The following is a 22,164-nucleotide window of genomic DNA, read 5'->3' on the forward strand; positions in this document are numbered from 1 at the left end:
TCGTGGCCTTCCTAGCTCTTGAGCAGGTTGACGTCGTCGACCGAGGCCGACCGGCGGGCACGGAAGATCGTCACGATGATCGCCAGCCCGACCACGACCTCGGCGGCGGCGACGACCATGACGAAGAAGGCCAGGACCTGGCCGGTGACGTCGCCGTGCATCCGCGCGAAGGTGACCAGCGCGAGGTTCGTGGCGTTGAGCATGAGCTCGATCCCCATGAACACCACGATCGTGTTGCGGCGCAGCAGCACCGTCGTCGCGCCGAGCGCGAAGAGCACGACCGACAGGTAGAGGTAGTTCGTCAGCTCCATCAGCGGGTCTCCCCCTCGCTGCTGTCCGGTCCGACGCTCGGCACCGGGTCGTCGGGGACGTCCAGCTCGCGGTGCACCAGCGTCTCCTCGGCGGTGAGGAGCTCGGCGGCCTCGCGCTGCTGACCGCGGATGCGCAGCACCCGCGGCACCGAGTGCTCCAGCGGCCGGCCGGTGTGGTCGAGAGCCGGGGTGTCCATCGCGTTGTTCTGCGCGTACACGCCGGGCGCCGGCAGCGGGCTCAGGTGGCGGCCGGTGGGCAGCGCCGCGATCTTGGCCTCGGCCAGCGCGCGCTGCGTCGGCTTCGCTCCCAGGCGGCGGCGGTGGGTCAGCACCAGTCCGGCGACGGCCGCGGTGACGAGCAGGATGCCGACGACCTCCATGGCCACGACGTAGTGCTCCATCACGACGCGGGCGAGCGCGACCGGGTTGGTCACCCCGCCGGTCTCCGCCAGGCCCCGCGGCGGCGGGAACGTCGACCGGGCGATGACGCCGCCGAGCACGGACGCCAGCCCCAGTCCGAGCAGCAGGCCGACCCAGCGCTGACCCCGGATGGTCTCGGTCAGCGAGTCGGCCGCGTCCACCCCGACGAGCATCAGCACGAAGAGGAACAGCATCATCACCGCGCCGGTGTACACCACGACCTGGACGACGCCGAGGAACGGCGCCTCCTGGGCCACGTAGAGCACGGCCAGGGAGATCATGACGAACACGACGCACACGGCCGCGTGCACGGCCCGCCGCACGACCAGCAGCCCGGAGGCCGCGAGCACCATGAGCGGGGCCAGCACCCAGAACAGGACGGTCTCGCCGCCGGACACGGTCATGGCCGGGCCTCCTCGGTCTGCACGGGGCGGTGGTCCAGGCTGGACTGCGTCGCCGCGGCACGGGTCGCCTCGGCACGGTCCTGGTCGGGCCGCAGGTGGTGGGTGTCCGGGACCGGGGGCGGGGCGTCGCCGGCCACGACGGCGGACGCGGCGTCCAGCGTCGGGTCGTCCGGGCGGTGCTCGCGCACCCAGTCCACCTGCTCCGCGGTCGGTGCGGTGACCTCGCCGCGGTAGTACTCGGTGTCCGTGGTGCCCTCCGCCATCGGGTGCGGGGCGGCGAGCATCCCCTCGGCCAGCGGTGCCAGCAGGTCCTGCTTCTCGTAGATCAGGCCCTCCCGCGTCGGCCCGGCGAGCTCGTAGTCGGGGCCCATCGTCAGCGCCCGCGTCGGGCACGCCTCGATGCACAACCCGCAGAAGATGCAGCGCAGGTAGTTGATCTGGTAGACGCGGCCGTACCGCTCACCCGGGCTCATGTGCGCCTCGGGGGCACCGTCCACCGCGTCGGCGTTGTCCGCGCCCTCGACGTAGATCGCGTCGGCGGGGCACGCCCAGGCGCACAGCTCGCAGCCGATGCACTTCTCGAGCCCGTCCGCGTACCGGTTGAGCTGGTGGCGCCCGTGGTACCGCGTCTGCGGCGGCGTCTTCTTGCGGGGGTACTGCTCGGTGACGGTCGGCTTGAACATCGACGAGAACGTCACGCCGAAGCCGGCCACGGGAGCGAACAGCTCACCGAGGGGTCCCTTCTTCGGGCGCAACGGCTCGTAGGGCTGGTCGCTCATCGCGTCTCCTCGTCGTCGACAGCGGTCGCGGTGCGGGTCTCGGCGTCCTCGGCGGGCGGCACCGTGCGCCGCGCCCGCGGTGAGGGCGGCAGGGTCTGGCCGGGGACGGGCGGGACGGGGTAGCCGCCGGCGAAGGCGTCGAACCCGCCCTCGCCGTCGGTCGTCGCCTCGGCGCCGGTCGGCTTCTTCTCGGGCCACAGCCACAGCACCGCCATCACGACGGCGAGGGCCACGAGGATCCCGACGATCATCTGGGTCTGCGTCACACCGGCCAGGCCCGCCCACTGGAAGACCCCGAGGATCACGACCCAGGCCAGCGCGAACGGGATGAGGACCTTCCAGCCGAAGACCATGAACTGGTCGTAGCGCAGCCGCAGCAGCGTGCCGCGCACCCAGACGAAGAGGAACATCAGCAGCCACACCTTGGCCAGGAACCACAACAGGGGCCACCAGCCGGTGTTGAGCACCCCGTCACCCACCAGCGATAGCGGCCACGGGGCGCGCCACCCGCCGAGGAACAGCGTCGTGGCGACCGCGGAGACGTTGAGCATCGCGATGTACTCCGCGAGGAAGAACCACGCGAACTTCATCGAGGAGTACTCGGTCATGTACCCGCCGACGAGCTCGCCCTCGGCCTCCGGCAGGTCGAACGGCAGCCGGTTGGTCTCGCCCACCATCGAGATGAGGAAGATGACGAACGCGGGGGCCAGCGGGATGAACCACCACAGGCTCGTCTGGGACTCCACGATGGACGACGTCGACATCGAGCCGGCCATGATGAACACGCTGACCAGGCTCAGCCCCATCGCCAGCTCGTAGCTGATCACCTGGGCGGTGGAGCGCACCGACCCCAGCAGCGGGTACGTCGAGCCCGACGACCAGCCGCCCAGCACGATGCCGTACACGCCGATCGAGGCACAGGCCAGGATGTACAGCACGGCCACCGGGAAGTCGGTGAGCTGGGCGGGGGTGGTGAAGTCCGTGAACGGGATGGTCACCGACGGGCCGAACGGGATCACGGCGAAGACGAGCAGCGAGCAGAACACCGAGATCATCGGGGCCAGCAGGTAGACGCGGCGGTCGGCGTTGGTGACCGTCACGTCCTCCTTGAGCAGCAGCTTCATCGCGTCCGCGAGCGACTGCAGCAGACCGAACGGACCGTGCCAGTTCGGGCCCGGCCGCAGCTGCATCCGGGCCACGAGCTTGCGCTCGAACCAGATCGCGAACAGCACGCTGGTCAGCAGGAAGACGACGATGAGCACGGCCTTGACGACCGAGACCCAGATCGTGTCGGCACTGAAGTCGGCGGCGACGCCGGGGATCATGCCTGGACTCCCTTCTCGGCCGGGGCGACCCGGACCTGGCGGCCCGGGGAGACCCCGAGGGTGTCGTGCACACGGCAGCCGCGGGACGCCAGGGGCAGCCACACCACGTGGTCGACCATGTCGGTGATCGCCACCGGCACGGTGATCGCCCCGCGTTCCGTGGAGACCGTGACCTGGTCGCCGTCGAAGACGTCGACCCCGGCCGCGGTCGCGGCGCTCATCCGGGCCACCGGCGTCTTGGCGGTGCCGGCCAGGAACTCCTCGCCGTCCTGCATCGAGCCGTCGTCCAGGAGCAGCCGCCAGCTCGCGAGCACCGCGGACCCCGGCGGGACGCCGGGCGGGTCGTCGGTGGCGTGCTGCGGCGGGTGCGCCCGCGGTCCGTCCCAGGAGCGCAGCGCGGCGATCGAACGGTGGGCCCGCACCGGCTCGGCCGACTGCAGGTCGTGGTCGAGCAGCGTCGCGAGCTCGTGCAGCACCCGGTGGTCCGGCATCGCCGTGGACTCCAGGGCCTGGCCGAAGGACCGGACGCGGCCCTCCCAGTTCCAGTAGGACCCGCCGCGTTCGACCGGCGGGGCCACCGGCAGCACGACGTCGGCCAGCTCGGTGGCCTCGCTGCGGCGCACCTCGAGGGAGACCACGAACCCGGCGGTGGCCAGGGCACGGCGGGCGTGCTCCGGGTCGGGCAGGTCGGCGATCTCGACACCGCCGACCAGGGCCCCGGCGAGCTGCCCCACGCTCAGGGCGTCGAGGATCCCGGCGGTGTCCAGACCGCGGGTGGCGGGCAGGTCGTCCACGGAGACGCCCCAGGTGGCGGCGACCTCGGCGCGGGCCGTGCGGTCCTCCAGCGGCCGTCCGCCGGGCAGCAGGCCCGGCAGCAGACCGGCCTCCACGCCACCGCGCTCCCCGGCGCGGCGCGGGATCCAGGCCAGCCGTGCACCCGTGGTCTCCGCCAGCTCCAGGGCGGCGGCGTAGGCACCGGGCGACCCGGCCAGGCGCTCGCCGACCAGGAGCACCGCGCCCGGTCGGGCCAGCGCCTCGGCGGCCTCCAGGACGCGCGTGTCGTCGGAGTCGGCCCGGCTGGTGCTCCCGGAGGCCTGCCGGGCGACGGCGCCGAGCCACTCGGCCTCCGTGCCCGGGGCGGCCGGCAGCAGCGTGCCGTCGAGCCGGGACAGGCCCCGGCTCGTGAAGGGCGCGACCGAGAACACGCGGGTCCCCTTCCTGACGCCCTTGCGCAGCCGCAGGAACGTGACGCCGGCCTCCTCCTCGGCCTCCAGCCCGGCGAGCAGCACCGCCGGTGCCGCCTCCAGGTCACCGAAGGTCACGCCGACGCCGGTGCCGGCCACGGCGTGGGCGAGGAAGTCCGCCTCCTCCACCGAGTGCACGCGGACGCGCTGGTCGACGTCGTCCGTGCGCAGCACCGTGCGCGCGAAACGGGACCAGGCGAAGGCGTCCTCCACGGTGAGACGGCCGCCCGGCAGCACGCCGACCCCGCCGTCGTCGCGGGCCGCGGCCAGTCCCCGGGCGGCGACCTCGAGGGCCTCCACCCACGAGGCGGGGCGCAGCGCGCCGTCCTCGCGGACCAGCGGGGTGGTCAGACGGTCCGGCGCGTCCTGCCAGGTGAACGCGAACCGGTCCTTGTCCGTGATCCACTCCTCGTTGACCGCCGGGTCGTCGCCGGCCAGCCGGCGCATCACCGAGCCGCGGCGGTGGTCGACGCGGATCGCCGAGCCGCAGGCGTCGTGCTCGGCGATGCCGGGGGTGGACACGAGGTCGAAGGGACGCGACCGGAACCGGTACCGCGCCCCCGTGAGGGCACCCACCGGGCAGATCTGTACCGTGTTGCCGGAGAAGTAGGAGGCGAACGGCTGCCCCGAGGCGTCGGGCAGGGCGACACCCTGCGGGACGTCCACGGCGGTCTCGGCCCGGTGCTGGCCGCACGGCGGGGCGAAGTCGAGCACGTCCTCGTCGAAGCGCCCGATCTGCTGGTGGGCGCCGCGCTCCTGCAGGTCGATGAAGACGTCGCCGGCGATCTCCTCGCTGAACCGCGTGCACCGCTGGCAGAGCACGCAGCGCTCCCGGTCGAGCAAGATCTGCGTGGACACCTGGATCGGCTTGGGGAAGGTCCGCTTGACGTCGGTGAAGCGCGAGTCCGCCCGGCCGTGGCTCATCGCCTGGTTCTGCAGCGGGCACTCACCGCCCTTGTCGCACACGGGGCAGTCCAGCGGGTGGTTCATGAGCAGCAGCTCCATGACCCCCTGCTGGGCCTTGTCCGCGACCGCGGACGTGCGCTGGGTGCGCACCACCATGCCCGGCACGACCGTCATCGTGCACGAGGCCTGCGGCTTGGGCATCGGCCGCAGGTTGCCCTCGCGGTCGGGCATCTCCACCTCGACCAGGCACTGCCGGCAGGCCCCCGCGGGCTCCAGCAGCGGATGGTCGCAGAACCGGGGGATCTCGATGCCGACCTGCTCGGCGGCGCGGATCACCAGCGTGCCCTTGGGCACGGTGACCTCGACCTCGTCGATCGTGCAGGTCACCGTCTCCACCGGCTGGTCGGTGTGCCGGTCCGTGGTCGCGGTCATCAGTGGCCTCCTGCACCCGCGAGCGCCGGCGGCGCCTGGGGCGTGTCGTCGAACAGCGTGGAGCGGGCGGGGTCGAACGGGCACCCGCGCCCGTCGAGGTGCGCCTCGTACTCGTCGCGGAAGTACTCGATGGACGAGGTGATCGGCGAGGTCGCTCCGTCGCCCAGGGCGCAGAACGCCCGGCCGAGGATGTTGTCGCACAGGTCCAGCAGCACCTCGATGTCCCCGGCCTCCCCCGCGCCGGCCTCGATGCGGTGCAGGATCTGCTTGAGCCAGTACGTGCCCTCGCGGCACGGGGTGCACTTGCCGCAGGACTCGTGGGCGTAGAAGTCGGTCCAGCGGCTCACCGCCCGCACCACGCAGGTCGTCTCGTCGAAGATCTGCAGCGCGCGGGTGCCGAGCATCGACCCGGCGGCCCCCACGGACTCGTAGTCCAGCGGGACGTCCAGGTGCTCGGCGGTGAACAGCGGCGTCGAGGACCCGCCCGGCGTCCAGAACTTCAGCTCGTGGCCCTCGCGGACCCCGCCGGCCAGGTCGAGCAGCTCGCGCAGGGTGATGCCCAGCGGTGCCTCGAACTGCCCGGGCCGGGTCACGTGGCCCGACAGGGAGAACAGCCCGTGCCCGGTCGACTTCTCGGTGCCCATCGACGAGAACCAGTCGGCTCCGTGGGCGACGATGCCCGGGACGGAGGCGATGGACTCGACGTTGTTCACCACGGTGGGCCGGGCGTACAGCCCCGCGACGGCGGGGAACGGCGGCTTGAGCCGCGGCTGACCGCGACGGCCCTCGAGCGAGTCCAGCAGCGCCGTCTCCTCGCCGCAGATGTAGGCCCCGGCCCCGGCGTGCACGGTCACCTCGAGGTCGAAGCCGGACCCGTGGATGTTCTTCCCCAGGTGGCCGGCGTCGTAGGCCTCGCGCACGGCAGCGAGCAGCCGGCGGTACACGTGCAGCACCTCGCCGCGCACGTAGATGAAGGCGTGGTGGCAGCCGATCGCGTAGCTGGTGATCGCCACCCCCTCGACCAGGTGCTGCGGGCTGGCCAGCATGAGCGGGATGTCCTTGCAGGTGCCCGGCTCCGACTCGTCGGCGTTGACCACCAGGTAGCGGGGGCCGCCGTCGGGCGGGGGCAGGAACCCCCACTTCATCCCGGCGGGGAACCCGGCGCCGCCACGACCGCGCAGCCCGGAGTCCTTGACGAGCTGGACGAGGTCCGCGGGGTCCCGGGCCAGCGCCGTGCGCAGCCCCGTGTAGCCGCCCGCCGCCTCGTAGGTGGCGAGCTTCCACGAGCCCTCCGCGTCCCAGGTGTCGGTCAGGACCGGCGTCAACGTGTCAGTCATCGTCACCCTCCTTCGCGTCGGCCGGCCCGGCGGGACCCGTGTCGTCCGACGGCGTCGTCGGCTTGCGCTCGGCGCTGGACTGTCCGGTGCCGGTCTCCGGCGGCACCTCGGCACGCGGCGTGCCGGAGATCTCGCGCTGGTCGGTGCCCGGTGCGGTCCAGCCGCGCTCGCGGGCGATCCGCAGGCCCTCGAGGGTCGGGCCGCCGGCGCCGACGCCCTCGTCGGCGCGGCCGTCGTCGAAGCCGGCCAGGACCCGGCTCATCTTCTTGAAGGAGCAGACCGAGTCCGCCCCGCGCGTCGGGGTGACCTGCTCGCCGGCGCGCAGCCGGTCGGTCAGCTCGGCGGCCGACTCCGGGGTCTGGTTGTCGAAGAACTCCCAGTTGACCATCACCACGGGGGCGTAGTCGCAGGCGGCGTTGCACTCGACGCGCTCCAGCGTGACGGAGCCGTCCGGCGTCGTCTCGTCGTGCCCGACGTCCAGGTGCTGGCTGAGCCGGTCGAAGATCGCGTCCCCGCCCATCACGGCGCACAGCGTGTTCGTGCACACCCCGACGGTGTACTCGCCGTTGGGGCGGCGCTTGTACTGGGTGTAGAAGGTCGCCACCGCCGAGACCTCGGCCGCGGTCATGCCGAGCTGCTCGGCGCAGAAGACGATGCCGTCGCGGCTGACGTAGCCGTCGACGGACTGCACCAGGTGCAGCAGCGGCAACAGTCCGGACCGCGGGTCCGGGTAGCGGGCCTTGATCGTCTCCGCGTCGGCCTCGAGCGCGGCCAGCGTCTCGGCGTCGTACCCCGTGCGCGAGCGTGCGCCCACCGGTTCGGCCGTCATCGGTCCACCCCTCCCAGCACCGGGTCCAGGGACGCGACGGCGACGACGACGTCGGCCACCTGGCCGCCCTCGCACATCACCGACACGGCCTGGAGGTTGTTGAACGACGGGTCGCGGAAGTGCGCCCGGTAGGGGCGCGTGCCGCCGTCGGACACCACGTGGACGCCGAGCTCGCCGCGCGGGTGCTCGACCGTCTGCCACGCCTGCCCGGCCGGCACCCCGAAGCCCTCGGTCACCAGCTTGAAGTGGTGGATGAGGGCCTCCATGGAGGTGCCCATGATCTTGCGGATGTGGTCCAGGGAGTTGCCCTGGCCGTCGGAGCCGACGGCCAGCTGGGCGGGCCAGGCGATCTTCTTGTCCGCCACCATCACCGGTGCCCCGGCGGTGTCGTCGAGCCGTGCCAGGCACTGCTCGACGATCTTCAGCGACTGGTAGCACTCCTCGATCCGCAGCACGACGCGGGCGTAGCAGTCGGCGGCCGTGTCCGTGGGGACGTCGAAGTCGTAGTCCTCGTACCCGCTGTACGGGAACGCCTTGCGCACGTCGTACGGGTGCCCGGCCGACCGCAGGACCGGGCCGGTGACGCCGAGGGCGAAGGCACCGGACAGGTTCAGCACGCCCACGCCCTGCAGCCGGGACTTGAAGATCGGGTTCGCGAGCATCAGGTCGCCCAGCATCCCGATGTACTTGCGCAGGCTCGGCAGCAGGGAGCGGACGTTCTCGGTGAAGTCCTCGGGCACGTCCTGGGCGACGCCGCCGGGCCGGATGTACGCGTGGTTCATCCGCAGGCCGGTGACCGCCTCGAACAGGCGCAGGATCTCCTCCCGGGCGGTGAACCCGAGGGTCATGATCGTCGTGGCGCCCATCTCGTTGCCGCCCGTGCCCAGGCAGACCAGGTGGGAGGCGACCCGGTTGAGCTCCATCATCAGCACGCGGATCACGCTGGCCCGCTCGGGCACGTCGTCGGTGATGCCGAGCAGCCGTTCGGTCCCCAGGCAGTAGGCCGCCTCCTGGAAGAGCGGCGCCAGGTAGTCCATCCGGGTGCAGAACGTGGTGCCCTGCGTCCAGGTGCGGTACTCCATGTTCTTCTCGATGCCGGTGTGCAGGTAGCCGATCCCGCACCGGGCCTCGGTCACCGTCTCGCCGTCGATCTCCAGCATCAGGCGCAGCACGCCGTGCGTGGAGGGGTGCTGGGGACCCATGTTGACGACGATGCGTTCCTCGCCGATCGCCTCGCGGGCGATCTCGTCCCAGTCGCCGCCCGAGGCCTCGAAACCGGCGACACCGGGTCCGTAGTCCTCGGCCGCGGGTCCGGTCGAGTGCACCGAGTGCGGCACGTCGTGCGCCGGGGCCGTCATGAGTACTCCCTCCGGACGTTCGGCGGTGGCACCGTGGCGCCCTTGTACTCCACGGGGATGCCGCCGAGCGGGTAGTCCTTGCGCTGCGGGTGACCCGGCCAGTCGTCGGGCATCTCGATCCGGGCCAGCGCGGGGTGGCCCTCGAAGACGATCCCGAAGAAGTCCCACGTCTCGCGCTCGTGCCAGTCGTTGGCCGGGTAGACCGTCGTCGTCGACGGCAGGTGCGGGTCGTCGTCGGGGCAGGTGACCTCCAGCCGCAGGCGCCGGCCGTGCGTCACGGAGGTGAGGTGGTAGACGGCGTGCAGCTCGCGGCCGACGTCATCCGGGTAGTGGACGCCCGAGACGCCCAGGGACAGCTCGAAGCGCAGGTCCTGGTCGTCGCGCAGCGCCCGGCAGACCGCCATCAGGTGCTCGCGGGCGACGTACAGCGTCATCTCGGCGTCCCGGCTCGGGCCCTCTCCCTCGGCGGTCCGCCGCGGGTCGGTGATCACCACCCGTTCGACCGCGTCGGCGAAGGGCACGTCCGCCTCGCCGAGCACCTCGGCCAGCACGTCCACGACCTCGTCGAACCACCCGCCGTACGGGCGCGACGCCGCGGCCGGCATCGTCACCGTGCGGGTCAGCCCGCCGTAGCCGGACGTGTCCCCGGTGCCCTGCACCCCGAACATGCCGGTGGTCTCGCGGACGACCTCGGCCGTCGGTCCCTGCTGCCGGCGCTCGACCTCGCCGGAGTGCTCGCTCATCGCAGCAGTCCCGGCATCTGGGAGGTCGGCGTCGCCTCGAGGGCCGCGGCCTCGGCGGCCTTCGCCGCCTCGACGCGGTTGACGCCCATCGGGGAGTCCTGGATCTGCTGGTGCAGCGCGAGGATCGCGTTGATGAGCATCTCCGGGCGGGGCGGGCAGCCGGGCAGGTAGATGTCCACGGGGAGCACGTGGTCGACGCCCTGCACGATCGCGTAGTTGTTGAACATGCCGCCGCTGGAGGCGCACACGCCCATGGAGAGCACCCACTTGGGCTCGCTCATCTGGTCGTAGACCTGCCGCACGACGGGCGCCATCTTCTGGCTGACACGGCCCGCCACGATCATCAGGTCCGCCTGGCGCGGCGAGGCCCGGAAGACCTCCATGCCGAACCGCGACAGGTCGAACCGCGAGGCGCCGGCCGCCATCATCTCGATGGCGCAGCACGCCAGGCCGAACGTCACCGGCCACACCGACGCCTTGCGCAGGTAGCCGGCGAGATCCTCGATCGTCGTCAGCAGGAACCCCGAGGGGGACTCCTCCAGACCCATGACTCCTCCTTCGCGGAGATCTCGGTGCCGGCGACCGCCGGCACCCTTGCCGAACTGCCCGTCAGACCCAGTCGAACCCGCCGCGCCGCCACTCGTAGACGAACGGCACGGTGATCAGGGCCAGGAACACGAGCATCGCCGCCAGCCCGAAGCCGGCCAGCACCGTGAAGTCGACCGCCCACGGGTAGAGGAAGACGACCTCGATGTCGAAGACGATGAACGTCATCGCCACCAGGTAGTACTTGATCGGGAGCCGACCGCCCCCGGTGGCGTGCGGGGTGGGCTCGATCCCGCACTCGTAGGCGTCGAGCTTGGCCCGGTTGTACTTGCGGGGTCCGATCACCGCGCTCGCACCGACCCCGCCGAGGGCCAGCACGGCGGCGATCCCCATGAGGACCAGCACCGGGACGTACGGGTTGCTCATCGGTTCTCCTCACCCATGCCTGTGTCACTTCCTCGTGCCACGACGCGCCTCATGCCAGGTCGCTCCCGCACGAACGGTGCGGTGCCCCGCTCCGGCACGTCTCGTTCCTCGCCGTCCCTGCGCGAGGGCTCCTCGCGCTCATGACGCCGGGACCACCCTGGTCAGTCCGGCGATGACCCGGTCGATCCAGTCGCCGCCGCGGGGCTCGTAGCAGTCCGAGAGCAGCTTGAGCACGAACTGCATGACCACCGGTCGCGGCAGCCCGTACTTCACGCACGCCCGCATCACCGCGGGGTGCTCGATGAGCTGCACGAACCAGCGGCCCAGCGTGTAGTAGCCGCCCAGGTCGTCGCGCATGCGGTCGGTGTAGGTGGCCAGGGTGCGCTCGCGGGCGTCGTCGGTCAGCCGCGTGCGGGCCTGCGCGATCGCGTCGGCGGCGACGCGGCCGGCCTGCAGGGCGTAGGCGATGCCCTCGCCGTTGAACGGGCTGACCATCCCGGCGGCGTCGCCGACCAGGACGGTGCCGTCGCGGTACATCGGGCTGCGGTTGAACCCCATCGGCAGCGCGGCGCCCCGGACGGGCCCGATCTGGTTCTCGGGGGTGAACCCCCACTCCGGCGGGGTGTTGGCGGTCCAGGCCTTCATCATGGCCCGGTAGTCGTGCCCCTGGGCGGACTGGCGCGCCGGGGTGGAGCTCACGGAACCCAGCCCGACGTTCGCGGTGCCGTCGCCGAGGGCGAAGATCCAGCCGTAGCCGGGCAGCAGGTTCGACGCGCCCGGGGTGCCGTCCCACAGCTCGAGGTGCGACTCCATGAAGCGGTCCGCGTGCCGGGGCGTGCCCTCGGTGCGGTAGTAGGTCCGCACCGCCGTCCCCATCGGCCGGTCGTCCCGCCGGGTCAGCCCGAGCGCGGTCGCGAACCGGGAGGAGACGCCGTCGGCCGCCACCACGACCGGCGCCCGGTAGGTGCGGGGGGCGCCGTCGGCGCGTCCGCGGGCGTCCAGCGGCTGCGCCTGCACCCCGACCACGCGGCCCGTGCGCTCGTCGGTCTCCGGGCCGGTGACCTTGGTGCGCTCGAGGAGCTTGGCGCCCGAGGCCTGCGCGTGCTGGACGAGTCCGTGGTCGAGCGTCATGCGGGAGCGGGCGAGCCCGTACCCCGGGTAGGTGGTCAGCTCCGGCCAGGCCAGCTCCCAGGAGCGGCCGCCCGCGACGACGCGCAGCCCCTCGTTGCGGATCCAGCCGTCCTCGGCGCGGGTGTCGACGCCCATGCGGGCGAGCTCGGCCACGGCGCGCGGCGTCAGGCCGTCACCGCAGATCTTGTCGCGCGGGAAGGCGGACTTCTCCAGGAGCAGCACGTCCAGGCCGGCGACGGCGCACCAGTGCGCGGCCGCGGCCCCGGCGGGACCTGCACCGACGACGATCACGTCCGCGTCGTCACGATCTACCGCTCGCACTGCTCACCTCCCGCCGCAGGAGACCTCGGCACCCTCGCCGAGGCCACTTGTGAACCCGCTCACAACGTTCTGCGTGCACTCTAACCACGTTCAGCGACCGATGTGTAGGAAGGCAACCCTTCGTTGACGCCGGGGCGGTCACGGGGTGGCCCGGGAGGGCGCCACGACGAGCAGGAACGGTGGCGGCACGACGGGTCACGGCATACGGTCGTGAGCGCATCGCCCCGATCGTCCAGCCACAGGAGGCACCTGAAGATGAAGGCCGTGACCGCACTCGCCGTCGGCGTCGCCGTGGGGTACTACCTCGGCACCGAGCAGGGCAGGGAGAAGCTCGAGCAGGCCAGGAAGCTGGCCGTCGACACCTGGAACGACCCCCGGGTGCAGGAGAAGGTCGCCGGAGCCCAGACGCGGGCCTCCGGCAACTGAGCGACCCCGGCCCGACCTCCCGGCGATCGTCAGTCGGCGGGTCGGGTCGCCCGGTGCAGGGCCACGATGCCGCCGGTGAGGTTCCGGTAGGCCACGCGGCTCCACCTGGCCCCCAGCATCAGCCGGCCGAGCCCGTCCTGGTCCGGCCAGGCGCGGATCGACTCGGCCAGGTACTCGTACGACCCCTTGTCCCGCGTGACCGCCCCGGCCACCGCCGGCAGCGCACGCATCAGGTACTCCAGGTAGACCTGACGGAACGGCGCCCACACGGGGTGCGAGAACTCGCAGATCACCACCCGCCCGCCCGGGCGCGTCACCCGCAGCATCTCGCGCAGCGCGGCCGAGGTGTCCACGACGTTGCGCAGACCGAAGCTGATCGTCACGGCGTCGAAGGTCGCGTCCGCGAACGGCAGCCGCGTCGCGTCGCCGGCCACGAAGGGCAGGTCCGCCCGACGCTGCTTGCCGACCTGGAGCATCCCCATCGAGAAGTCGGACGGGACGACGACGGCACCGGCGTCCGCGAACGGCTCGCTCGAGGTCCCCGTCCCGGCGGCGAGATCGAGCACCCGCTCCCCCGGGCCGGCCCCGACCGCGGCCACCGTCGCCCGCCGCCAGGAGCGGTCCTGGCCCAGGGAGACGATGTCGTTGGTGAGGTCATAGCGCTCGGCGATCCCGTCGAACATCGAGGCGACCTCGACGGGCTTCTTCTCCAGGCTGGCGCGCGACATGGCCACATCGTCCCACGGCCGACGGTCGACGGTCCCCACGCGGCGTACCCTGGACCCTGATGTCCGCCACGCCCCACCCGGCGCCGGTCCCGCCGTCGGGCGCGTCCGCCGGCACCCCCGTCCCCGCACCCGAGCCGCCGCGGCTCGTGGTCCGCACCACACGGCTGGACCCCCTGCCGGGCGAGCTCACCGCGCTGGTCGACCTGCTCCCGGACGAACGCCCGCTGACCTGGGTCCGCCGCGGTGACGGCATCGTCGGCTGGGGCGAGGCCCTGCGCCTGGACACCTACGGCCCGGGGCGATTCGCCGACGCCGACGCCGCCTGGCGCGCCGCCCTCGCCCGCGCCGTCGTGCGCGACGAGGTCCGTCTGCCCGGCAGCGGCCCGGTGGCCTTCGGCACGTTCGCGTTCGACGACGGCGGGACCGGCGAGGCCTTCGACGGGTCCTCGCCGCAGGGGTCGCTCGTCGTGCCGCGGGTCGTCGTCGGGCGCCGGGGCGACGTGACGTGGATGACCACGATCGCCGTCGACGGGACGCTCGAGGCCCCCGGGGACGCCGGCCTGGCCGCCACGGCACGCACCCCGGTCCACGACCCCGGCCGGGTGACGCTCACCGACGGGGCGGTCGGCGCCCGCGACTGGCCTGCGGTCGTGGCCGAGGGGGTCGCCCGCATCCAGGCCGGCGAGCTGGAGAAGGTCGTGCTGGCCCGCGACGTCGTCGCCACCACCGAACGTCCCGTGGACCCGCGCTGGCTGCTGCGCCGGCTGGCGGCGCGCTACGAGTCCTGCTGGACGTTCTCCGTGGCCGGGATGATCGGCGCCACCCCCGAGCTGCTGCTGCGCAGCGAGAAGGGTCTGGTCACCTCCCGCGTCCTGGCGGGCACCATCCGCCGTGAACCCGGGATGAGCGACGACGACGCGCTGCTGCACGCCGCGCACCTGGCTCGTTCGTCGAAGGACCTGGAGGAGCACGAGTTCGCCGTGGCCTCGGTCGCGCGCTCCCTGGCGCCGTTCTGCTCGTCGATGAACGTCCCGGACACGCCGTTCGTGCTGCACCTGCCGAACGTCATGCACCTGGCCTCCGACGTCACCGCGGTGCTGGACCCCGGCACGCCGTCGAGCTCCCTGTCGCTCGCCGCGGCGCTGCACCCCTCGGCGGCCGTGTGCGGCACACCGACGGTGGCCGCGCGCGACCTCATCCGCGAGATCGAGGGGATGGACCGGTCGCGGTACGCCGGGCCGGTGGGCTGGGTCGGCGCCGACGGCGACGGCGAGTGGGGCATCGCGCTGCGGTCCGCGGAGCTCGCCGACGACCCGCACCACCTCCGCCTGTTCGCCGGCTGCGGGATCGTCGCGGCCTCCGACCCGGAGGCGGAGCTCGCCGAGTCGGAGGCGAAGCTCGTGCCCATGCGCTGGGCCCTCGGCGTCTGAGCGACGTCCCGTCCGCACGGACGGAGCGGGTCCGGTCGACAGCTCGACCGGACCCGCTCCGCGCGACCGCACCGGTGTGACCGGGAGGGGACCGGTCAGTCGCCGAACAGCTCGCGCAGCCAGTTCGGGACGTTGTCCGGCGCCGTCGGGTCGGACGACCCGTCCTGACCCTCCTGCTGCTGGTCCTGGTCCCGCTGCTGGTCCTGGTCCTGCTGCTGGTCGCGCTGCTGGTCCTGTCCGCCCTGGCCGGACCCGACGGTCTCCTCGCGGACCGCGAAGGAGACGTCGACCGAGGCCGCCCGGCCGTCACGCACGTAGGTGACGGACGCCGACTCGCCCGCGGTGCGCTCGCGCACGTAGGCGGTCAGCGACTCGGCACCGCTGACCGAGTCGTCGTCGATGGCGACGACGACGTCACCGGCCTGCAGGCCGGCCTCCGCGGCGGGTGAACCGCCGACGACCTCGACGACCTCGGCACCCCGGCGCGTGACGCCGTCGGCGGTCGCCGTCGCGTCCCGCAGGGACACGCCCAGGAACGCGTGCTCGGCGGTGCCGTCCTCGACGAGCTGGTCGGAGACGTTCGTGGCCAGGTTCACCGGGATCGCGAACCCGAGACCGATCGACCCGGAGGCGCCGCCCGCCCCGCCGGACATCGTCGCGATGGACGAGGTGATCCCGACGACCCGGCCCTGCGCGTCGAACAGCGGTCCCCCGGAGTTGCCCGGGTTGACGGCCGCGTCGATCTGGATCGCGTTGGTCACCACGACGTCGCCACCGCCCCTGCCGGACGCCGCCACGGGGCGGTCCAGCGCCGAGACGATGCCGGTGGTCGCCGTGTTGGCCAGGCCGAGCGGGTTGCCGACGGCCAGGACGGAGTCACCGACCTGGACGGCGTCCGAGTCGCCGAACGTCGCGGGCTGCAGGTCGTCCGGGGGGTCGACCAGCTGGACCACGGCGAGGTCGGTCGTGGGGTCGGTGCCCACGATCGTGGCCTCGTACAGGCGCCCGTCCGACAGGGTGACCTGGACGGTGCCGTCCGCGGCGCCGGCGACCACGTGGTTGTTGGTCAGGACGTGCCCGGCCTCGTCGACGACGACACCCGACCCCTCGGACCCGCCGGACTGGCTGCTCACCTGGATCGCCACGACGGACGGCGCGACGGCCGAGGTGACGGCCTGCCAGTCCGGGTTCTCGCTGGTCGAGCTGGCCACGGGGGCCGCCTGCGAGGTCGTGGACGCGCCCACCTCGGCGAGCGAGGACTCGCTCGTGCCGTCGTCGAGCAGGGACACCGCGCCGACCGTCGCCACGCTCGCGAGCACGGCGGCGCCGGCGGCCGCGGCGACGACCGGCACCCACGGGGTGCGACGCCGCTCGGCGCCCGCCGCCGGCGGGTACGTCGGCGCGCCCCCGGACCATCCGGTCTGGTAGGACGGGCCGTAGGCCGGGCCGGGCTGGTGCGACGGCGCCGCGCCGACGGGCTGCGGCGCGGCCTGCCGGTCGGGTGCCGGAGCCTGCGTCGCGGCGCCCTCGTGGCGTGCGGCCGGCAGCGGGTGCGTCGGCTGCTCGACGGGGTGCTCCTGGCCCGACGGCTGCTGCGGTGCGGGGGTGTGCTCGGTGCTCATGTGCCCTCCTCGATGTCTGCCCCTACACCACACCATCAGCCTTGGCCGAGCCTTGGGCGGACCTGAGAGTTTCCTGTCAACCGCCGTCCCCTCGTGCCGAGGACACCCGTCGTCCCCTGGTCAGCGCGTGGCGGACCGGACGGCCGTGGCGATCCGGGCGGCGAGGTCCCGGGACTCCGCGAGCCGGTCGGCCCGCGGCACGCGCACCTCCACCACGCTCACCCCGGCCGGTGGCCGCGCGAGCGCGCCGGTCAGGGAGGTCAGGTCGTCGACCCGCCGGTGGGCCACGCCGTACCCGGCGCACAGCGCGGCCAGGTCCGCACCGTGCGACGTGCCGAAGACCCGCTCGAAGGTCGCGGCAGCCTCCGGACCCTCCTGGGCCAGGGTCCCGTGCTCGAGCGTGGCGAAGATCGACCCGCCGTCGTCGTTCACGACGACGACCTGCAGGTCGGCACGGTCCTCCGCGGGGCCGCGCAGCAGGCCGTTGAGGTCGTGCAGGAAGGTCAGGTCGCCCACGAGGGCCCGGGTGCGCACCCCCTGGCGGCCGGCGGCCAGGGCCACTCCCGAGGCCGTCGCGACGGTCCCGTCGATACCGGCCAGCCCGCGGTTCGCCAGGATCCGGGCCGGCGGGGCGTCCGGCGCCGCGTCGAGACCGAGGACGAGGTCGACGTCCCGCACCGGGTTGGAGGCGCCCACGACCAGCACGTCACCGGCCCCGGTCGCGGCGACCACGGCCCGCGCCACGACCAGGGCCGCGTGCGGGGCCGTCACGAGGTCGGCGTCGACGGCGTCGGTCCGGGTGACGGCGTCGACCTCGGCGGCGGCCGCGCGGCTCGCCGCCTGCCACCGCGCGGCGAACGCCCCGCCGTCGGCGGGCTCGCCGGGTGCGAACCAGCGGTCGGCGAGGCGGTCGACGACCCGTGCGGCGTGCCGGGCCGGGTCCGGCCACGGCCCGCCCCCCGGCGCGACCACGGTGACGTGCACGTCGGGGCGGGCGAGCAGGCGCTGCACGGGGCGCGACAGCGTGGGCCGGCCCAGGACGACGACGTGCTCCACGTCGTCGGCGAGCCCGTCGGCGCCGAGCACCGAACGGTACGCGGCCACGGCCCGCGGGCCGCCGCCGGCGCCGGAGGTCGGCTCGGCGAGCAGGGGCCAGCCGCGGGCCTCGGCGAGCCGGCGCGCGTCCGGACCGGCACCGTCCCCCGCCACGACGAGGGTGCGGGTCGGGTCCCCCGGCAGCGCCGGGTCGGCCCCCGGCCCCGCCGCCGGCGGCACGACCTCGACACCCCGGCCGGGCTGCGCGGGCGCGGTGGCCGCGTCGTCGTCCGCGCCACCGACGGGGTGCAGCGGGTCCCGGAAGGCGAGGTTGAGCTGGACCGGGCCGGGATGCCGGTCGCGCAGACCCCGGGCGGCGGCCACCGCCCGCCGGGCGGCGGACAGCAGGTCGCGCACCTCGCCGTCCCGTCCGTCGGGCGCGGGCACGTCGAGGGTGTAGCGGACGGCGGCGCCGAAGAGCCCGACCTGGTCGGTGGTCTGGGAGGCGCCGGTGCCACGCAGCTCGTGCGGCCGGTCGGCCGTCAGGACGACGAGCGGCACACGACTGTGCGAGGCCTCCAGGACGGCGGGGTGCAGGTTCGCCACCGCGGTGCCCGAGGTGGTCACCACGGCGACCGGGGCCGGTACCGCTGCCTCCGCGGCACCGGCCGCCGACCCCCGGGAGAGTCCGAGCGCGAGGAAGCCCGCCGAGCGTTCGTCGATGCGCACGTGCAGCCTGACCAGGCCGACGGCGTCCGCCTCGGCCAGCGCGTAGGCCAGCGGGGCGGACCGCGACCCGGGTGCCAGCACGACGTCGTGCACGCCCTGCGCGGCCAGGTCCGCGACCAGCGCGCGGGCTGCCGTGACCGCGGGGGCGGCCGTGCCGCCGTCGGGCGCGGGGCTCACGCGTCGGCCCCGTCGAGGAGCGCGGCGAGCCGGTCGTGCCGGTCGAGCCAGCGCTGCTCCAGCTCCGGCGGGGCGGCGACGGCGGCGAGCGCCCCCGCGTCCGGGCCGACCCGGCGCACCGGCAGCGTCCCGTCCACCGGGCGCAGCGGTTCGTCGGTGACGTCCCGCGTGAGCAGCTGGGAGGTGGCCAGCCCGCACGCGTGCGGCAGCTCGGGCAGGGCGGCCGCGAGCGCCACCCCGGCCGCCAGCCCGACCGACGACTCCAGGGCCGAGGAGACCACGACCGGCAGGCCGACCTGCTCGGCCAGGTCGAGACAGGCCCGCACCCCGCCGAGCGGCTGGACCTTGAGCACGACGACGTCGGCCGCCTCGGCGCGCACCACCCGCAGGGGGTCCTCGGCACGGCGGATCGACTCGTCGGCCGCGACCGGCACGTCGACGGCACGGCGGACGGCCGCCAGCTCCTCCACCGTCGCGCAGGGCTGCTCGACGTACTCCAGCCCCCCGGCGGCGCGGTCCAGCAACGGGATGCGGCGGCGGGCCGCGTCGACGTCCCAGGTGCCGTTGACGTCGACGCGGATCCGGCCGACGGCCGGTCCGTGCAGCGTGTCGAGCACGGCCCGGACCGCCTCGACCCGGCGGAGCTCGGCCTCGACGGGCTCGACCGAGCCGTCGGGGAGCCGCTGGCCCACCTTGACCTTCGCCGTCCGGCACCCGCCGGAGGCCAGCACGATCTCGCGGGCGCGTTCCGGGTCGACGGCGGGCACCGTCACGTTGACCGGGACGGCGTCACGCACGGGTGGCGGGAAGTCGAGGTCCGCCGCCTCGCGCGCGGCCCGCAGCCAGGTGGCGGACTCGGCGTCGTCGTACTCGCAGAAGGGGCTCAGCTCGCCCCACCCGGCCTCGCCGGCCAGGAGCAGACCGTCCCGGCTGGTCAGTCCCCGGAACGGGGTGCGCAGCGGAGCGGACCAGACGTAGCGGCGCCGGGGCGTCGCGGGCAGGGAGACGGGCACGTCCTCAGGGTAGGAGGTCGTCCGCGGCTCGGCAGCACGCGGGGGGACCGGGCACCGTCAGTCGGTGAACTCCTCCGGCGGCATGTGCCGCAGGATGCCGGGAGTGCCGACCGTGGCGACGGGCACGCTCTGGGTGGTGACGGTGGCGCGCCGGACCTCGGCGGCGTCGTAGGCGATCAGCTCGTCCACGACCTCGTCCGGGTCGGCGACCTCGGCGCTGTGGGATCGCGTCTTGTCCATGCCCCCATGGTGCAACTGCAGTTGTGCAGATTCCACGGATGACGCGCACATCTCGCGTGATCGGCGTGTCGAGCCGCGACTACCCTGAGGCCGTGAGCCACTCCGACAGCACTCCTCCGGTCCCCCCGCAGGTCTCGCAGACGTTCGACCCGACCCGATGGCGCCCCGTCACGGGCTTCGACGGGCTGACCGACCTCACCTACCACCGGGGTGTGGAGCGGTCCACGGCGGCCGACGGCACCGAGCAGGTCCGCGACCTGCCGGTGGTCCGGGTCGCGTTCGACCGCCCCGAGGTCCGCAACGCCTTCCGACCGCACACCGTCGACGAGCTGTACCGGGTGCTGGACCACGCCCGCATGACCTCCGACGTGGGCACCGTGCTGCTCACCGGCAACGGCCCGAGCCCCAAGGACGGCGGCTGGGCGTTCTGCTCGGGCGGGGACCAGCGCATCCGCGGACGGTCCGGCTACCAGTACACGACGGCGCCCGACGGCGGCGGCGAGGTCCACACGGCCGACGCCGTCGACCCCGCCCGCGCCGGGCGCCTGCACATCCTCGAGGTGCAGCGGCTGATCCGCACCATGCCGAAGGTCGTCGTCGCCGTCGTGGACGGCTGGGCCGCCGGCGGCGGGCACTCCCTGCACGTGGTCGCCGACCTGTCGATCGCGTGCCGGCAGCACGGGCGGTTCAAGCAGACCGACGCCGACGTCGGCTCGTTCGACGGCGGCTACGGCTCGGCCTACCTGGCGCGCCAGGTCGGGCAGAAGCGCGCACGGGAGATCTTCTTCCTGGCCCGCGAGTACTCCGCCGACGACGCCGAGCGCTGGGGCGGCGTCAACGAGGTCGCCGAGCACGAGGACCTGGAGGCCCTCGGCCTGGAGTACGCCCTGACGATCGCGGGCAAGTCGCCGCAGGCGATCCGCATGCTGAAGTACGCGTTCAACCTGGCCGACGACGGCCTGATGGGCCAGCAGGTGTTCGCCGGGGAGGCGACGCGGCTCGCCTACCTCACCGACGAGGCGGTCGAGGGCCGCGACGCGTTCCTCGGCAAGCGGGAGCCCGACTGGAGCCGGTTCCCCTACGCGTACTGACCGGCCGCGCCGGGCCTGCGGTCAGGAGACCGACCAGGACCCGTCGCGGCGCGGCACCAGCTCGACCCACGTCCGGCCCGGGGCCAGCAGCACCTCGTCGCCGTTCGGCCGGGTCAGCCGCAGCGGCTTGCCGCGCCCCTTCTTGGTCCACTCCACGTCGACCGCCCGGCCGCCGCTGAGCACCGTCCCGGTGCCGGAGCCGACCAGCTCCGTCTTGGGCACCTTGGCGCCCGAGGCGTCGCGGTGGGAGGTGTTGGTGACCTTCATCCGCAGCAGCACCACGTTGCGCGCCGTGACGCGCCGGCCCGAGGAGATCGAGGGGACGCCGTTGTCGCTGCGCCGGTAGGCGCGGTCGCCCGCGTTCCAGGTCCAGGTGCTGCGCTGCGCCCGGGACAGGCGGACGTCGGCGACGCGGCCCCGCCGCCCGTCCGACCGCGCCGTCGACCCCTTCCAGCCGCGGGCGTAGGTGAACTGGGCGGGCGGCGGTTCCGCCCGTCGCCGGTCCGCCTGGCGGGCGAAGGTCCCGACGTCGCCGTACACGTTGTGCGGCATGTACCGGCGCGACGACCGCCAGAACCCCGGGTCGCCGTCGTCGTTGATCACGAGCTGGGTGCCGGACCGTTCCACGGCGCGCAGGAAGGCCGGAATCCCGCCGGAGGCGGCGAGGATCCCGTCCATCGGGGCGACGGTGGCCGGGTCCATGGGCCGCACCGACCGGATCGGGCCGACGGCGTCCGGGTAGCTCGAGTGGTACACGGCCACGAAACGCGTGATGCCGCCCTCGACGACCTGCTCCCACACGATGTCGGCCCGGTGCAGCCCGGAGTGCGGCCTGGCCGCCGGGGAGTTCTCGATCTTCACGGCCACCGCGGGCCGCTCGGGCACCTTGTCCGTGCGCTTGCCCGTCAACGGCCAGCGCGGCGGCTCGGGCGTCGGGGACGGCTCGGGCTCGGCGGGGGCCGGCGGGCCGATCTTCGCGCGCGACACGTCCGGGGCCACCGTGACCGGGGCCGGGGCCTCGGGCGGCTCGGCGGAGCATCCCGCGAGCATGAGCATCGCCAGGACGAGCGCGAGCGCCGTCGGACGTCGTGCCACCACTTCCTCCTCGTGCAGGGTGGCAACAGGCTACGGCCCGCCACGCCCGAGCGGCGCACTATCGTG

General features: G+C 73.8%; 21 protein-coding genes. 3 read left to right on the forward strand and 18 right to left on the reverse strand.

Annotated elements, in window-relative coordinates; all coding sequences use genetic code 11:
- Window positions 1–11: 11 nt before the first annotated feature.
- The 12 genes from nuoK to Q6350_RS01500 form a co-directional block, all read right to left on the reverse strand.
- A complete protein-coding gene (gene nuoK, locus Q6350_RS01445) occupies window positions 12–311 on the reverse strand; it encodes an NADH-quinone oxidoreductase subunit NuoK (protein WP_171245992.1) in 300 nt (99 codons plus the stop codon).
- Window positions 311–1,135 (reverse strand): NADH-quinone oxidoreductase subunit J, encoded by an 825-nt coding sequence (locus Q6350_RS01450; RefSeq protein WP_171245993.1) that lies wholly within the window; start codon window positions 1,133–1,135, stop codon window positions 311–313. The genes nuoK and Q6350_RS01450 overlap by 1 nt, the downstream gene beginning before the upstream one ends.
- Window positions 1,132–1,914: an NADH-quinone oxidoreductase subunit NuoI gene (nuoI, locus tag Q6350_RS01455; protein WP_304602544.1), complete on the reverse strand. Its 783-nt coding sequence runs from the start codon at window positions 1,912–1,914 to the stop codon at window positions 1,132–1,134. The genes Q6350_RS01450 and nuoI overlap by 4 nt, the downstream gene beginning before the upstream one ends.
- Window positions 1,911–3,239: an NADH-quinone oxidoreductase subunit NuoH gene (nuoH, locus tag Q6350_RS01460; protein ID WP_171245995.1), complete on the reverse strand. Its 1,329-nt coding sequence runs from the start codon at window positions 3,237–3,239 to the stop codon at window positions 1,911–1,913. The genes nuoI and nuoH overlap by 4 nt, the downstream gene beginning before the upstream one ends.
- Window positions 3,236–5,821: an NADH-quinone oxidoreductase subunit G gene (locus tag Q6350_RS01465; protein ID WP_305064811.1), complete on the reverse strand. Its 2,586-nt coding sequence runs from the start codon at window positions 5,819–5,821 to the stop codon at window positions 3,236–3,238. Before Q6350_RS01465 ends, nuoH begins: the two co-directional genes overlap by 4 nt.
- On the reverse strand, window positions 5,821–7,158 hold the full coding sequence (gene nuoF, locus Q6350_RS01470) for an NADH-quinone oxidoreductase subunit NuoF (RefSeq protein WP_305064813.1): 1,338 nt from the start codon (window positions 7,156–7,158) through the stop codon (window positions 5,821–5,823). Before nuoF ends, Q6350_RS01465 begins: the two co-directional genes overlap by 1 nt.
- Window positions 7,151–7,987, reverse strand: a complete 837-nt coding sequence (gene nuoE, locus Q6350_RS01475; RefSeq protein WP_304602548.1) for an NADH-quinone oxidoreductase subunit NuoE — start codon at window positions 7,985–7,987, stop codon at window positions 7,151–7,153. Before nuoE ends, nuoF begins: the two co-directional genes overlap by 8 nt.
- Complete coding sequence (locus Q6350_RS01480) at window positions 7,984–9,345, reverse strand: NADH-quinone oxidoreductase subunit D (protein WP_304602549.1); 1,362 nt, start codon at window positions 9,343–9,345, stop codon at window positions 7,984–7,986. Before Q6350_RS01480 ends, nuoE begins: the two co-directional genes overlap by 4 nt.
- Window positions 9,342–10,088 carry an NADH-quinone oxidoreductase subunit C gene (locus tag Q6350_RS01485; protein WP_304606755.1) on the reverse strand — a complete coding sequence of 249 codons (747 nt, stop codon included), beginning with the start codon at window positions 10,086–10,088 and terminating at the stop codon, window positions 9,342–9,344. Before Q6350_RS01485 ends, Q6350_RS01480 begins: the two co-directional genes overlap by 4 nt.
- Complete coding sequence (locus Q6350_RS01490; RefSeq protein WP_171246001.1) at window positions 10,085–10,636, reverse strand: NADH-quinone oxidoreductase subunit B family protein; 552 nt, start codon at window positions 10,634–10,636, stop codon at window positions 10,085–10,087. The genes Q6350_RS01485 and Q6350_RS01490 overlap by 4 nt, the downstream gene beginning before the upstream one ends.
- Window positions 10,637–10,697: 61 nt before the next feature.
- A complete protein-coding gene (locus Q6350_RS01495; RefSeq protein ID WP_171246002.1) occupies window positions 10,698–11,060 on the reverse strand; it encodes an NADH-quinone oxidoreductase subunit A in 363 nt (120 codons plus the stop codon).
- Between the two features lie 138 nt (window positions 11,061–11,198).
- A complete protein-coding gene (locus Q6350_RS01500) occupies window positions 11,199–12,512 on the reverse strand; it encodes a geranylgeranyl reductase family protein (RefSeq protein WP_171246003.1) in 1,314 nt (437 codons plus the stop codon).
- A 264-nt stretch (window positions 12,513–12,776) separates the two neighbouring features.
- Between Q6350_RS01500 and Q6350_RS01505 the strand changes: the two genes are divergently transcribed.
- Window positions 12,777–12,938, forward strand: a complete 162-nt coding sequence (locus Q6350_RS01505; RefSeq protein ID WP_171246004.1) for a hypothetical protein — start codon at window positions 12,777–12,779, stop codon at window positions 12,936–12,938.
- Window positions 12,939–12,967: 29 nt separating this feature from the next.
- Here Q6350_RS01505 and Q6350_RS01510 read toward each other — a convergent pair whose 3' ends face one another.
- The gene (locus tag Q6350_RS01510) at window positions 12,968–13,666 is read right to left on the reverse strand and encodes a demethylmenaquinone methyltransferase (RefSeq protein WP_305064819.1); all 699 of its coding nucleotides are present in this window, start codon (window positions 13,664–13,666) and stop codon (window positions 12,968–12,970) included.
- A gap of 59 nt (window positions 13,667–13,725) precedes the next feature.
- Between Q6350_RS01510 and Q6350_RS01515 the strand changes: the two genes are divergently transcribed.
- The gene (locus Q6350_RS01515; RefSeq protein WP_304602552.1) at window positions 13,726–15,096 is read left to right on the forward strand and encodes an isochorismate synthase MenF; all 1,371 of its coding nucleotides are present in this window, start codon (window positions 13,726–13,728) and stop codon (window positions 15,094–15,096) included.
- A gap of 95 nt (window positions 15,097–15,191) precedes the next feature.
- On the opposite strand, the gene Q6350_RS01520 is transcribed toward Q6350_RS01515, so the two are convergent.
- From Q6350_RS01520 to Q6350_RS01535, 4 genes are all read right to left on the reverse strand, one after another.
- Window positions 15,192–16,718 (reverse strand): S1C family serine protease, encoded by a 1,527-nt coding sequence (locus Q6350_RS01520; RefSeq protein ID WP_305064821.1) that lies wholly within the window; start codon window positions 16,716–16,718, stop codon window positions 15,192–15,194.
- Between the two features lie 120 nt (window positions 16,719–16,838).
- The gene (gene menD, locus Q6350_RS01525) at window positions 16,839–18,659 is read right to left on the reverse strand and encodes a 2-succinyl-5-enolpyruvyl-6-hydroxy-3-cyclohexene-1-carboxylic-acid synthase (RefSeq protein ID WP_304606752.1); all 1,821 of its coding nucleotides are present in this window, start codon (window positions 18,657–18,659) and stop codon (window positions 16,839–16,841) included.
- Window positions 18,656–19,672 carry an o-succinylbenzoate synthase gene (locus tag Q6350_RS01530; protein WP_304606751.1) on the reverse strand — a complete coding sequence of 339 codons (1,017 nt, stop codon included), beginning with the start codon at window positions 19,670–19,672 and terminating at the stop codon, window positions 18,656–18,658. The genes menD and Q6350_RS01530 overlap by 4 nt, the downstream gene beginning before the upstream one ends.
- A 57-nt stretch (window positions 19,673–19,729) precedes the next feature.
- On the reverse strand, window positions 19,730–19,912 hold the full coding sequence (locus tag Q6350_RS01535) for a hypothetical protein (protein ID WP_171246009.1): 183 nt from the start codon (window positions 19,910–19,912) through the stop codon (window positions 19,730–19,732).
- Window positions 19,913–20,004: 92 nt separating this feature from the next.
- Here Q6350_RS01535 and Q6350_RS01540 point away from each other — a divergent pair, with 92 nt between their 5' ends.
- Entirely contained in the window at window positions 20,005–21,003 is a 999-nt protein-coding gene (locus Q6350_RS01540) for a 1,4-dihydroxy-2-naphthoyl-CoA synthase (protein ID WP_304602556.1), read from the forward strand.
- Window positions 21,004–21,024: 21 nt separating this feature from the next.
- Here the strand turns inward: Q6350_RS01540 and Q6350_RS01545 are convergent, their stop codons facing one another.
- The gene (locus Q6350_RS01545; RefSeq protein WP_304602557.1) at window positions 21,025–22,098 is read right to left on the reverse strand and encodes a DUF3048 domain-containing protein; all 1,074 of its coding nucleotides are present in this window, start codon (window positions 22,096–22,098) and stop codon (window positions 21,025–21,027) included.
- Window positions 22,099–22,164: the final 66 nt, after the last annotated feature.

It is taken from the genome of Isoptericola sp. b515 (assembly GCF_030588125.1).
GTDB lineage: Bacteria > Actinomycetota > Actinomycetes > Actinomycetales > Cellulomonadaceae > Isoptericola > Isoptericola sediminis.

What these genes read in the sequence shown, in the direction of transcription:
- nuoK (WP_171245992.1), bottom strand. Translation starts at nt 311, where the DNA reads ATGGAGCTGACGAACTACCTCTACCTGTCGGTCGTGCTCTTCGCGCTC.
- Q6350_RS01485 (WP_304606755.1), bottom strand. Translation starts at nt 10,088, where the DNA reads ATGAGCGAGCACTCCGGCGAGGTCGAGCGCCGGCAGCAGGGACCGACG.
- Q6350_RS01535 (WP_171246009.1), bottom strand. Translation starts at nt 19,912, where the DNA reads ATGGACAAGACGCGATCCCACAGCGCCGAGGTCGCCGACCCGGACGAG.
- Q6350_RS01450 (WP_171245993.1), bottom strand. Translation starts at nt 1,135, where the DNA reads ATGACCGTGTCCGGCGGCGAGACCGTCCTGTTCTGGGTGCTGGCCCCG.
- Q6350_RS01480 (WP_304602549.1), bottom strand. Translation starts at nt 9,345, where the DNA reads ATGACGGCCCCGGCGCACGACGTGCCGCACTCGGTGCACTCGACCGGA.
- Q6350_RS01490 (WP_171246001.1), bottom strand. Translation starts at nt 10,636, where the DNA reads ATGGGTCTGGAGGAGTCCCCCTCGGGGTTCCTGCTGACGACGATCGAG.
- Q6350_RS01465 (WP_305064811.1), bottom strand. Translation starts at nt 5,821, where the DNA reads ATGACCGCGACCACGGACCGGCACACCGACCAGCCGGTGGAGACGGTG.
- nuoI (WP_304602544.1), bottom strand. Translation starts at nt 1,914, where the DNA reads ATGAGCGACCAGCCCTACGAGCCGTTGCGCCCGAAGAAGGGACCCCTC.
- Q6350_RS01520 (WP_305064821.1), bottom strand. Translation starts at nt 16,718, where the DNA reads ATGAGCACCGAGCACACCCCCGCACCGCAGCAGCCGTCGGGCCAGGAG.
- Q6350_RS01495 (WP_171246002.1), bottom strand. Translation starts at nt 11,060, where the DNA reads ATGAGCAACCCGTACGTCCCGGTGCTGGTCCTCATGGGGATCGCCGCC.
- nuoE (WP_304602548.1), bottom strand. Translation starts at nt 7,987, where the DNA reads ATGACGGCCGAACCGGTGGGCGCACGCTCGCGCACGGGGTACGACGCC.
- nuoF (WP_305064813.1), bottom strand. Translation starts at nt 7,158, where the DNA reads ATGACTGACACGTTGACGCCGGTCCTGACCGACACCTGGGACGCGGAG.
- Q6350_RS01515 (WP_304602552.1), top strand. Translation starts at nt 13,726, where the DNA reads ATGTCCGCCACGCCCCACCCGGCGCCGGTCCCGCCGTCGGGCGCGTCC.
- Q6350_RS01510 (WP_305064819.1), bottom strand. Translation starts at nt 13,666, where the DNA reads ATGTCGCGCGCCAGCCTGGAGAAGAAGCCCGTCGAGGTCGCCTCGATG.
- nuoH (WP_171245995.1), bottom strand. Translation starts at nt 3,239, where the DNA reads ATGATCCCCGGCGTCGCCGCCGACTTCAGTGCCGACACGATCTGGGTC.